General features: G+C 43.2%; 14 protein-coding genes. 11 read left to right on the forward strand and 3 right to left on the reverse strand.

The genetic code is table 11. The annotated features are described in order from the left end of the window. Window positions 1–70: 70 nt before the first annotated feature. The 11 genes from ACLSSO_RS14275 to ACLSSO_RS14325 all read left to right on the forward strand — a co-directional run bounded on the left by ACLSSO_RS14275 (window position 71) and on the right by ACLSSO_RS14325 (window position 9,814). Window positions 71–328 (forward strand): hypothetical protein, encoded by a 258-nt coding sequence (locus ACLSSO_RS14275; protein WP_295904071.1) that lies wholly within the window; start codon window positions 71–73, stop codon window positions 326–328. Window positions 329–817: 489 nt separating this feature from the next. Beyond that, complete coding sequence (locus tag ACLSSO_RS14280) at window positions 818–1,651, forward strand: flagellin (protein ID WP_295904072.1); 834 nt, start codon at window positions 818–820, stop codon at window positions 1,649–1,651. Window positions 1,652–1,929: 278 nt separating this feature from the next. Then, complete coding sequence (locus ACLSSO_RS14285) at window positions 1,930–2,694, forward strand: hypothetical protein (protein ID WP_413943212.1); 765 nt, start codon at window positions 1,930–1,932, stop codon at window positions 2,692–2,694. Window positions 2,695–2,797: 103 nt separating this feature from the next. After that, the gene (locus tag ACLSSO_RS14290) at window positions 2,798–3,379 is read left to right on the forward strand and encodes a hypothetical protein (protein WP_413943213.1); all 582 of its coding nucleotides are present in this window, start codon (window positions 2,798–2,800) and stop codon (window positions 3,377–3,379) included. A gap of 70 nt (window positions 3,380–3,449) precedes the next feature. Continuing rightward, a complete protein-coding gene (locus ACLSSO_RS14295; protein ID WP_413943214.1) occupies window positions 3,450–4,607 on the forward strand; it encodes an aminotransferase class V-fold PLP-dependent enzyme in 1,158 nt (385 codons plus the stop codon). A gap of 85 nt (window positions 4,608–4,692) precedes the next feature. Further along, window positions 4,693–5,187, forward strand: a complete 495-nt coding sequence (locus tag ACLSSO_RS14300; RefSeq protein WP_295900524.1) for a hypothetical protein — start codon at window positions 4,693–4,695, stop codon at window positions 5,185–5,187. A 138-nt stretch (window positions 5,188–5,325) separates the two neighbouring features. Next, complete coding sequence (locus tag ACLSSO_RS14305) at window positions 5,326–5,943, forward strand: hypothetical protein (protein WP_413943215.1); 618 nt, start codon at window positions 5,326–5,328, stop codon at window positions 5,941–5,943. A gap of 79 nt (window positions 5,944–6,022) precedes the next feature. Beyond that, window positions 6,023–6,868: a PPK2 family polyphosphate kinase gene (locus ACLSSO_RS14310; protein ID WP_295900529.1), complete on the forward strand. Its 846-nt coding sequence runs from the start codon at window positions 6,023–6,025 to the stop codon at window positions 6,866–6,868. A gap of 87 nt (window positions 6,869–6,955) precedes the next feature. Further along, a complete protein-coding gene (locus ACLSSO_RS14315; protein WP_295900531.1) occupies window positions 6,956–7,897 on the forward strand; it encodes a hypothetical protein in 942 nt (313 codons plus the stop codon). A gap of 80 nt (window positions 7,898–7,977) precedes the next feature. Next, window positions 7,978–8,748 (forward strand): DUF4423 domain-containing protein, encoded by a 771-nt coding sequence (locus ACLSSO_RS14320; RefSeq protein WP_413943216.1) that lies wholly within the window; start codon window positions 7,978–7,980, stop codon window positions 8,746–8,748. Beyond that, window positions 8,738–9,814 carry a hypothetical protein gene (locus ACLSSO_RS14325; RefSeq protein ID WP_413943217.1) on the forward strand — a complete coding sequence of 359 codons (1,077 nt, stop codon included), beginning with the start codon at window positions 8,738–8,740 and terminating at the stop codon, window positions 9,812–9,814. Before ACLSSO_RS14320 ends, ACLSSO_RS14325 begins: the two co-directional genes overlap by 11 nt. Here the strand turns inward: ACLSSO_RS14325 and ACLSSO_RS14330 are convergent. From ACLSSO_RS14330 to ACLSSO_RS14340, 3 genes are read right to left on the reverse strand one after another with little or no spacing between them, the layout of a single operon-like run. Next, window positions 9,805–10,338, reverse strand: coding sequence for a hypothetical protein (locus ACLSSO_RS14330; protein WP_295900538.1), 534 nt, complete (start codon window positions 10,336–10,338; stop codon window positions 9,805–9,807). The two genes, ACLSSO_RS14325 and ACLSSO_RS14330, sit on opposite strands and share 10 nt — an antisense overlap. Beyond that, complete coding sequence (locus tag ACLSSO_RS14335) at window positions 10,292–11,134, reverse strand: metallophosphoesterase family protein (protein ID WP_413943218.1); 843 nt, start codon at window positions 11,132–11,134, stop codon at window positions 10,292–10,294. The genes ACLSSO_RS14330 and ACLSSO_RS14335 overlap by 47 nt, the downstream gene beginning before the upstream one ends. Window positions 11,135–11,180: 46 nt before the next feature. Beyond that, complete coding sequence (locus ACLSSO_RS14340) at window positions 11,181–11,690, reverse strand: MarR family winged helix-turn-helix transcriptional regulator (protein WP_295900540.1); 510 nt, start codon at window positions 11,688–11,690, stop codon at window positions 11,181–11,183. Window positions 11,691–11,695 lie beyond the last annotated feature (5 nt).

An 11,695-nucleotide genomic window follows, 5' to 3' on the forward strand; every position in this document is an offset into this window, starting at 1 on the left:
CTCCATCTGAAATAAAGGATGAGTCCTATTTTAACTTTGTCAATATAGGATTATTTATTAAGGAACCGAGATGCCAGGAATCGTAAATCCCAAGGGAAAAAAGTCACAGCCCCGTCTTACGCCCTCTATCAAAAAAGACACTGTGAACCCGCGCGACTTTATGAAATATGACACACGCTTTTCTTGTGAAGATTGCTCTCACTATGATGGAGACAAGACCGTTTGCACCATTGGCTACAATCCTTTGCACCACTTAAAAGCGGAGCAATCTCATCAGTACGAACTGGCTGGCAACATGGCCTTTTGTCGCTTTCTAGAAATTGACTGAGCTTCCGTCTAGCAAATCGCGATTTTTCCCTCTGAAAGTATTGTATCTAAGTGACTCAGGACAATCTTACGTCTTGAAATCTCGATCTATCCTTAGACTAGTATTGTAGAAATAAAACAAAACCCGCCTGATGTCCTGTCAAGAGAACGTCTCAAATCCCGATCATATACACATCAACGATTCACTCAGAAGGAGTCAGAGAGAGAAGGTCACTCTCTCTGTAGAACCGAAAGGAGGGCCTTCAAGGATGACGTAAGTAGAACAATAGATTGTTCGCGCGCTGGGCGCAGGAGCATGAAAGAGCGAGGCTCTAGAATGCGGACTTAACCAGCGACTCTCTCCAAGCCAGAGAGAAAACAATAAAGGCCATTCAATTAGCACAGACTCGGATGTCAGTGCTCGGCAAAGCAGAGTAGGTTCTGCCCAGCCAAAAAACAAATCAGGGAGGGTATTGAAAATGAAAAATAAATATTAACGGAGGAATTTAAAATGGGAATGAGAGTAACAACAAACATGGCAGCGATCAACGCACAAAGAAACCTCGTTGGTTCGCAAAGACAAATCAACGACTCTATGGCGAAACTTGCTTCTGGTAGCCGTATCAATAAAGCGGCTGACGATGCAGCAGGTCTTGCGATTTCTGAAGGCTTGAAAGCTCAGATTCGTTCTGCAGCACAAGCTCAACGAAATGCGAACGATGGTATCTCAATGGTTCAAACTGCTGAGGGTGGCTTGAACGAAATCGGTAACATCGTGGTTCGTCTTCGTGAGTTGGGAATCCAAGCGGCTTCTGACACTGTTGGTGAAACAGAGCGTGGCATGTTGAATAAAGAGGTTCAGCAATTGAAATCTGAAGTTCAACGTATCGCTTCTGTAACTACTTGGGGTACTACTAAACTTCTTGATGGTTCATCTCCGAAGTTTGATTTCCAAGTTGGTTTGTTCAACAACCAAGAAGAAGACCGTATCTCTTTCAACGCTGGTGAAAACGTAGCTACGTTGGATGCTCTTGGAATCGGTGGTATTGACTTCTCTTCTAAAGAGGGAGCTCAAGAAGCTTTGGGTATGTTGGATAACGCTCAGACTTCAATCTCTGGAACTCGCGCTAACCTTGGTGCGCTCCAAAACAGATTGACTTCAACAGTAGACAACTTGGGCGTTGCTCAAGAGAACTTGTCAGCTGCTAACAGCCGTATCCGCGACACAGACGTTGCTCAAGCATCTTCTGAGATGACTCGTAACAACATCTTGTTGCAAGCTGGTACTTCAACTTTGGCGCAAGCTAACCAATCTAACCAATTGGCTCTTAAGTTGATCGGCTAAGGCGCTTCTGCGCAGGATGTGGAGTCGCTTCCGGCGACGGAACTGGACTCCACTCTTCTTAGTTAACAAAGTTCTAAATATAAAACCCGATGAGCAATCATCGGGTTTTTCTTTTGCTCTGATTTTAAAAAAATTCGCTCACTCTTTTTACAGGACCCTGTTCGAATATTTCCATCATCAAAAAAGTGTATAACTTTTTTACCAATAATTTCAAATATTTAGCTAAAGTCCAGGCGAAATTCCTCCGAAATATTATGTACGAAGCATGGAGGAATATTATGAACATTTCTAAAACAACAAGCCTGATGGTTGCACTGATCGCTACCACCACCCTTCTTGCAGCTTGCAGTAAAGACGGTTTTCAAACTCTTCCAGCAGCAGGCGGAAATACAAGCCAAGGTTCAAGCGATAATTCAGGACAAGGCACAACACCGACTCCAAAACCTCCGAGCGCTTATGACAAATTGGAAATGTCTGGCATCGTTGGCGGGACTTCGTATGAAAACGAACAGGTTCTTGCTCTCGACAAAAACAATAACGCGCTACTTCTTTACCTTCCCCTTCCTCCAGGACCTTTCAGCAATGTCTATATAGATGTCCCAAATGTTAAAGGGGTCAAAATTCAAACCGTTCTGGACTCTCAGCAGAAAGCCCGCGTGGCCGTGAGTATTCCGTTGAAACTCATCGTCAAAGACAAGGTGACATTGCCTCCTGCGAACAGTCTTCCAGGCGGACGCGCTCTTCCAATGATGCCAAGCGGAGAGTTCCCATCACTAGCCCTGGGGCTTAATCAGAACTCAGACAACAAGATCTACCTTTATTTCGGCGTGAATGCGGTCGGAATGTTCATGGAAAGCTCTTTCTTTCCAGAATATTTAGGAATTACAGCGCCGATTAAAAACAAGGCTGGGACAAGAACTTTGGGTTATTTCACCATCGTTCCGAAGGCCGGGGTCAATAACGGAGGTCTCTTCCTTTCGTTTATCCTTCCCAATGACCTCGCGAAAATTATCGACGACCACTTGAGTGGAATTATCAACTAAACAAGACCGATAAAAACTCGCTCTATTTTGATTTGCCTGCCCCCTTAATTCTCGCTAGTCTAAGGGGGCAATCATTTTGAACCAGCATTTTAGGAGCGAATCAATGGCAAAGAAAAAAGCAAAACCAGCGAAGAAAAAAGTAGCTAAAAAAGCAGCGAAACCTGCTAAAAAAGCTGCTGCAAAGAAAGCAACTAAGAAAACAGCTAAGCCTGCTAAAAAAGCGGCTACAAAAAAAGCTGCCAAACCAGCGAAAAAAGCTGCAACAAAAAAGGCCGCTAAGCCCGCTAAAAAAGCAGCCACTAAAAAAGCTGCTAAACCTGCGAAAAAGCCTGCTGCTAAAAAAGCGGCTCCTAAAAAAGAAAAAGCAGCTAAAGCCGCTGTTGTTGGCGCAGCCGCAGTTGAGGTTTTGAAACCCACTACTCCAGCTATCGACGAAATGTCTTCTGAATTCGAAGACGAAGCAGACATGGACAACATGATCGATATCGAAGACGAAACTTCAGCTTCTGAAGACGACGAATGGGAAGATGAAGGCGAAGACGAAGAGTCTGACGAAGTCGGTTCATTCGAAGAAGAAGATGAAGAAGAAGGTGACGATGACCTTCTTAAGAAAAAAGAAACTAGTGATGACGACGACGAAGACGATGAAGATGACGACTTCGGCGATGACGAAGGCTACTTCTAATCTAAAGAAAATTTAGATCTTAAAAAAGCGCTCCGTAGAAAGAGCGCTTTTTTTATTTCTGCGAGGACTTATGTATAAACACCTTTATCGCCGTTTCTTAGACGCTCATCCGCAAGAACTTCATTTTGCCTGCCACAGCCATCACTACTGGCCGGATGTTTCCAGAGACGCTCACCTTCAGTACTGGGATGACTCTTGCCAGTTTGTCGACGATAAATGGAGTTATATCTTTTCTAAAAAAATTCCTCAGGCGCAGAAATTAATTTCCGAAGTTTTACGCCTTTCAAAACCGGAACAGATTGTCTTTGCTCCGAATACACATGAATTTGTCTTTCGCCTTTTGAGCTCTTTAGACTGGAGCAAAAAAGTGCGCGTGCTTACGACGGATTCCGAATTTTACAGCTTCGATCGCCAGATCAATCGTTTGGCGGAGTTCCCTAATTTTGAAGTCGTGAAAGTACCGAGTCTTCCCACTGAAAATTTCAATGAGCGCTTTGAAAAGGAAATGGCTTCAGGGTCTTGGGATCTTATTTTTGTGAGTCACGTCTTTTTTAATTCCGGCCTCTCTTGTGACGTCGAAAGATTGGCAAAGCAAGCCCCTGCGAATGCCATCTTTGCGATTGATGGTTATCACAGCTTCATGGCGGTGCCTTTAAATCTTTCGTCTATAGAAAATCGTGCGTTTTATATTGCTGGCTCTTACAAGTATGCTCAAGGAGGAGAAGGCGCTTGCTTTATGTATGTGCCTCCTGAAACTCACCACCGCCCTTTCCATACGGGTTGGTTTGCGGAGCTTTCACACCTATCCGCTGTTGGCAATCAGGTGGGTTACCCTACTGATGCTCTTCAATATGCGGGAAGTACGATGGACTTTTCGGCTCTTTACCGTTTGATCGCAGTTCTTGAAAAGTTTAAATCGGAGGGACTGACTGTTGAAAAAATTCACGGCTTTGTTCAAAAGAATCAGGAATTGTTTTTAGCAGAGCTTCAGAAAAAGCAACATCCTTTGGTGAATGCGCAAAGCCTGCTTCGCGGACCTGCTTTGAGTTCTCATGGGCACTTCCTCACCTTTGAACTACCCTCGACGGAAAAGACTCAGGAAATGGTCAAATCTCTGGCGAAAAATCATTTAAAGACGGATTCTCGCGGTACACGCCTGCGCTTTGGCTTTGGGCTTTACCACGATGAAAACGATATTCGTAAGGCCGTTCAAACGTTATTCATATAACGAATATTTACTTTATAACGATTTATTGGATAAATGATGAGGAGAACGGTACTTCTACGTGCGAAACAAACCACGGAGACCTACCATGAACAAAATCATTCTTTTTCTTTCTGTCTTAATGCTATCTAAATTTGCTTTGGCGACAACAACACCGGCTCACGTAGAGTTGTGTGCTCTTGAAATCGCAGAAGAAGCAGAAGCACAGTTCACGGAAGAAACTATTTTCGACGTTAGAAAAACTAAAACGATTTCAGCGTTCCACCTTTCTTTGATCAATAACTACATCGCCGGTTACAATCAGGAACCTAACAAACATCTTACTCTTGCTGATCTTCAAAAAATGTTCAGCAAAGATGGCGAAGAAAGCTTCAACGATCTTTACATCGTAAAATACACTTCTAAAACAACAGGCCAAGTTTATCTTGAAGTGCGCACTTACCCAGGCGACAACCCTGTCGGCACTGTTTACAATTCTAAAACCGGTGAAATCCTTGCGCAAAATAGCGACGACAGCTATGAACTTACATTGCCTAACGGCGGAACGTTCTCTTGCTATGATCTTAATAAAGATAAGTACTAATTTTTTTAACAAGTCTTTGATAAAAAGTCCGAATGAAAATTCGGACTTTTTATTTTGTCTCACCTAAGTCCAAATAAAACACACAAGAGTTTACTTATCTGAACGAATAATGCTTTCATAGAAAACTATGGAGGAGTCGTGAAAGGTATTATTTCGTTCTTGTTTTTGTTTGTCGGAACTTCTAGTGCCGCTTTCGCTGATTGGCAATTCGGTCTTAGTGTCGGCTACAGTCCCAACTATCAAGTTAAGATGACCGGACACGGAACTAGCTCTGGCACTCCTTATTTCAATGACTACAATCTTGAGTACGACAGCTCCGGCGAGTTTGGTGTCGATGCTTGGAATACACCTCAAAATGCATGGGGTTTTATAAGCGGTGTCCAAATCGGATCTGAACGTAAATTTAAATCGGGAACCATTAACGGTCTCTCTATTCCAACGTCAGTCGCTACTCCAAAGTATCAAACGAACTTTTTTTATATTGGAACGGCTTATCGTTGGGAAAATTTTTATATTCCTCTTGCAATAGTCTATGGAATAACAAAGTACACGTCAGCGTCGCCAATGGATTCAATCGACATAAAGAATGGCATCGGCGCTCATTTAGGTGTGGGTTGGATTATTCATGATCATTTCGTTATTGAATACATCGGCCGCGCTGTAACAACAGAACTGGATCTAAAATCTGGAAGCACGTCGGAAAAGACTACCGGCACCATCGGTTCCGCCGTTCTAAATTTCAAATACTTATTTTAGTACTGTTCCATCACAGGGAATTTAACATTCCCTGTGATTAAACATTGTTCGTCTTTGAGAAGCTCAGCTAAACTATGTCATGAGCAAAAATTCCAAGAAAATTAAAGAAGAGCTTTTTTTCCCCAAGAATAAAGATCTTAAAGATTGTTCAACGAATGCTTCAAAATATTTTTCCGGCAACAGAGACGACCTGGAAAAAGAAATCGATAAGCTCACAGATAAACTCTCGGATCTGCAAGAACTGATTTTTGCAGAATCCAATCACAAAATTCTTATTATTCTACAAGGTCTTGATACTTCTGGAAAAGACGGAACAGTAAAACATGTTTTCAGCAGTACGAATCCTCAAGGGGTCAGAGTCGTCTCATTTAAGCCACCCACTGAAATTGAAAAAGCCCACGACTATCTTTGGCGCATCCACAAAGAGTCTCCTAAAAGAGGCGAAATCGTGATCTTCAACCGCAGTCACTATGAAGATTTCATCGTTCCTTACGTACATCACTTCCTGCCGCCTCATAAGCTCAAACAACGTCTTAAAGATATTGTGAACTTTGAAAAAATGCTCAGCACAGAGGGTGTTATCATTTTCAAATTCTTTCTGCACATCAGTCCCACCGAGCAGGCCAAAAGGATTTTGGAAAGAATCGATAACCCTGCCAAGCATTGGAAGTTTTCAATGAGCGATCTGCGTGAAAGAGAACATTGGAAACGATATATTAAGGCCTACAATATCGCTCTAAAGAAAAGTCATCATCCGGATGCGCCTTGGAATATTATACCTGCTGATGACAAACGCCTTCGTGATTTTTTAATTTCGTCCATTTTGGTTGAAAGACTGTCGAATCTAAACCCACGTCCCGCAAGAATGGATCCTGCCGTCATTCGCAAGGTTCAACGCGAGGCAAAGCTTCTTCTTAAGAAATAAATCGCTCTTTCACAGAGATCAAAAACTAAACCCGTAACTGGAGTGTTTTTCATCTTGAACCGATGAACTTGTGAGGGGGCGCTGCTCATGAGACCACTTGGAAATAAGGGATTTATGATTGTTCAAGCCTTAATGGGAGCCATGCTCTTAGGCATCCTGGGGCTTGCTTTTGCTGGTTTAGTCAAAGACATGTGGATGGAGAACCAGACATTGCAAAGCAAAAATGATGAGCTGACACTGGCACAAGTGATCCGCCAACAAATCTCTACTCCCAGTCTTTGCAATGCTTCATTTGAAGTGGGTCGTAGAAGCTTTAATCCTACTGCAACTTCTCGCAATATCAGCGTAAGACTGAATCCTACAAATCCTGCCAGCGTTGTCGCTCAAGGGGTCACCTTGCAAAATTGGAATCTCACGGTTCAGTCTTTTAGTTTAAACAATATCACCAAGGCTGTGGCTTCCTTCGCGGGAGAAACTCTTTATGCTGGAGATTTATCTCTTCAGGCGCAAGCAACCAACGGACGCAAAAACATTTACAAATCAAAAACGCTGGGCAAAATATTCTTGCGTGTTGATGATGCTACACAAACGATCACGAGTTGCTTTATCAGCGAAGATGGAACCGGTATTGCCAGCTCGGCATGCGCAAGCCTTGGGGGAACTTTCAATGAAACAACCTCGGTCTGTGATATTTCAAATCTAAAACAACGCCTGCTTGCTTCCGTCGGTCAGTGTCCGAATGGAGAAACCATGACGGGATTTGATGCTCAAGGAAAAATGCTGTGTGCAGTGCCGGCTGCCCCGGCAGTGGCCTCAAACTATCAGTGTCGAGGTAGTGTCACGGTTGGTTGCTCAGACTCTGGCGGAGGAGGCAACGTTGCTTCAATAAGAGGGGCTAACTGTTGCCCCGCTCAAACAGTAAGTTGTGAGCCCGTTGGAAAAACTCATACGGGAGGAAGCTGCGGACCTCACGGTGACAGAATGAATGTTTATCAAGATTATATATGCACCTGCAAAGGTGTTCTTTAAAGCTCATCTCATCGCTGAGCGACCGTATTGTTTTGCCGTACTCTTGACCGTCGAAAATCGCCGATAGAGCATAACCACTTATGGCACATTGGCAGGACGAATTTTTAAATCTATTGCGAGAGTATTACCAAAAACAGAAAAGAAAAAATCCCCGGTACTCAATGAGGGCTCTTGCTAGAAATCTTAATATTGCGCCCGGCCCTGCTTCCGCGCTTATCAAAGGTTCTAAGGTTTGGAATATATCCGAGGACTGGGCTCTTCGCGTTCTGGCAAAAATGAATCTTAAACCGACAGAGCGTAAAAGAATTCTGGCTTTGATGAAATTTCATTCAAGCACCACACAAACCAAACCTATTGAAGACCTTTCAGGATTGGCTGTTGAACATTGGGCCTACTGGCCTATCCTTTGCTGCTTTGATGTTCCGGACCTCGCTGACTCACCTCAGAAGATCTCTAAAAAACTGGGAATAAAAAAAGCTGACGTGGACACCATTGTTCAAGATCTGCTTCGCCGACGTTTCCTTATTAAGTCTACTGACGGATCCATTAAGCGTCCCTCGGAATACCTTGCAACCACGGATGATATTTCAAGTGAAACCATCCGTCTGCTTCATAAGTCGAATTTGGATTTGGCTAAAAAAGCTTTAGAGAAATTTCCAGTCCTACAACGCGAGTTTCAAACAATTACGGTCGCAGGAAGCTCTGAAGCCGTGCAAGAGATTAAAAAAGAAATTCGCGAGTTCACGGACCGCTTGGCTCATATCCTCAATCGCGATCAAGGCAATGACCAAGTTTTTCGCCTGTCAGTGCAGTTATTCCCCATGGAGTTAGGAGATTTCGATGTTCGTTAAAATCATCTTTATTTTAGCTTTGCTTGCTCCACTTTCATCAAATGCTTATGTACGTATTGGAAATGGTGGCGAAGGCGTTTTAGTCGATGATCAAGTTTATGTGCGCGATTTATATGAACAAGGGTCGCACCTGCATCCCCGATTTGGTTCACAAATTTCGACCTCCCTACTTGGCGCTTGGAATAACACCACGCTTGCAAAACAATTTTCTTCTGAAAAAAGTTTGGTGCTGCAAAAACTGACTGATATTGAAATGACGTTTCCAGGATTGGGGTTTGCCACGATGCAAGCCCTTGAAAAATACAATTATCTTTTCGTCGATATGCTGGAGCTTCTCGCAAACGACAGCCCCACGGTTCCAGAATCACAGCGAATTCAAATAGCCGTACGCTATTACAAGACAATTTATCTTTCAAAAACGGCTTGGGGTAAGATGTCTCTCGAATCCAAGGCCGCCCTCCTGATTCATGAAGGGCTTTATGGTCTTGCAAAAATCACGTGCGATGAAAACGACTGCCAGCAAAAATCCAAACAAGTCCGTCCTCTTATTGGCCGGTTTTTTTCATCAGCGTCTCACGACGAACTTAAGGCACTTATTCGTGAAAATCTCGATGTTCAATCTCTTGAGAACCTATGCTCTGACCCCGCGGCGAAATTTCAGTTTTCAATAGTTTCAGAAAAAAATATGACAAAGGTTTTTGAGAGTTTTAATTCTGCCTATCTCGCTATTTCTGAAGACCTCTGGCAAGACGTTCATAAAATCTGTCAGCTCGCTTTACCTTATAAGGATCAAAAAGTCCTTGTAAAATACGAAGGCCTTTTCCTTTTTCAAAGTATCGGGGTGACGATATATAAAATGAACACTCAGGGCGAATGGCAGACACAGCAGGGATTTTCTACCAAACACATTGACGGTCGCCAAAAAAAATTCGTCTCTTTTGAATCTTCGGAAAACTGTGAACTGCACCTCAGACATCTGTTCACACAATCCCTGGAAACCCTAAAAAAAATGCCGAATTTAGATCCATCGTTAATATGTGAACAAGGGCGCAGTTCTCAAAAGTAATACCTCACCCCAAAACCGCCGGCCCAATATGACCTTGCTTTATTGGCAAAGCGGTCGTTGTTATAGACAGCGATCGCTATTTGATCTAACAACGTCCAATCCCAGTAAGCTTCCCAATTTTTCCACTGCACCGTTGTCGCAAATACCAATCCCAAACGATAGGCCGTTTCATCGTAATAGTTATCTTCGGGATAAACACCGGAGTTCTTGATAAACATCTCATCACACAAACAGCGACTGACCAAAAAACCCATACCTAACCAATTCGTTTTGATTTCCTGGTAAGAAGAATGAAAAGGCGAATAAACATATTTCAGATTGAGCTGTTGAACGTCGCTGCCCAAAATACCCGGAGTCGTTCCATAGGTAAAAACCGTATTGTGATTTCCCGATTCTGATGTGTAGGCTACTCCGAAATGCCGGTCACCCATGTACGAACCCGTTCCATAAGCGACACCCCATTGAGCAACAGCCAACTCACTCCATAAGCTCAGAACCAGAATGATAATCTTTCTGAGTTTCATACTTACACTCTTTTCTTAAACATTGTTCTACAACAACCTTGTCCTCCTTGAGGGTGATTCGCGACCAGCGTCCGCGCTCTAAACGCTCAACCTGATGGCGCAATATTCCTGATTTTACTTCCGTGTGATAAACGTGCTTATGTCCATTCATAATCAAACGAACAGATGAATCCCGTACAATATCCCAAAAGATTTCTTTATCTTGAGAGGTAAAATACTCGTCGTTGTCGGGATCAACATGCATAAGCAAAACTTGGGGCAATGGGCTTGAACGGACCTCTTGGGCCAACCAATCCCATTCAACTTTTTCGTCAATAAAATCCAAACGATTGTTATTAAAAAAAATGAAGCGATATCCTTTATGATCGAAATGGAAGTTATACGGACCGAAAAGACGCTTATACAATAACTTGCCTCTACCGACGGAGTCGTGATTGCCAAGCACCGTAATCAAAGGCACGTGCAAAGGCGAAATCAACGACAGATAGGCATCGTACTCAAAATTAAGTCCCTGATTTGTGAAATCACCCAGGCTCACCACAAAGTCGAAATCCATCGTATTGGCGTCTTTCACCCAATCTTCGAGAGCCGCATAGTTTTGATGGCTGTCAGAAAAAACGCCGAAGGTGATTTCATCGGCGGGTTCATAAAACAAAGGACTGTTCTTTAAAGATCCAAGATATTGCCCGTTTAAGTTTGAAACCGAACTCTCGGTTTCTTCTGAAAACGGAGAGTTCTTAAGAGGGGCACAGCTTAACAAAAATCCTGCTACAACAACTGTCAAAAAGCGTTTCATACCTATCTCCAATCTTTCGACTTGGGAGATGGAGAATATAAGGATGCTAACTCAGCATAGATGTATTCTTCACCATTCTATCTAAAATACCGTTTAGATCTGATCTTTCTTCCAACGACACTTGATTCCAGAAGGCTGCTACTTTCGGAGCCCACTGCGGAAAGATTTCCTTAATCAAAGCTTCGCCTTTATCTGCGAGCTTAATGACAAAAGAGCGGCCGTCTTTTTGGTGAAGTTCGCGCTTGATTAACTCGGCTTTTTCAAGACTGTTAATTAATCCGGAAATCGTTGCTTGGGTCACCCCTACTCTTTGCGACAGCTCCGAGGGCATAAGTCCCTCGGGAGCATCACTCAAAAGATATAAAAGTGTAAAACGTCCACTGGAAAGATTGTAAGGAGCTAGCAAGCCGTCCAGATAGTTCTCTAACTCAGTTGCAACCTTCATGAATAACAAGTTCGTGTACAGGGCGCTGGAATCCACCTCTTCGTGCAATCGCGTCGCCGCTGCTTTAAATTCCTCTTTCGAAGGTAGGTTCTGAATAAATAACTTAGCCATAATAA

The sequence above is a fragment of the Bdellovibrio sp. HCB-162 genome (genome assembly GCF_047344985.1).
In the GTDB taxonomy this organism is placed as follows: domain Bacteria; phylum Bdellovibrionota; class Bdellovibrionia; order Bdellovibrionales; family Bdellovibrionaceae; genus Bdellovibrio.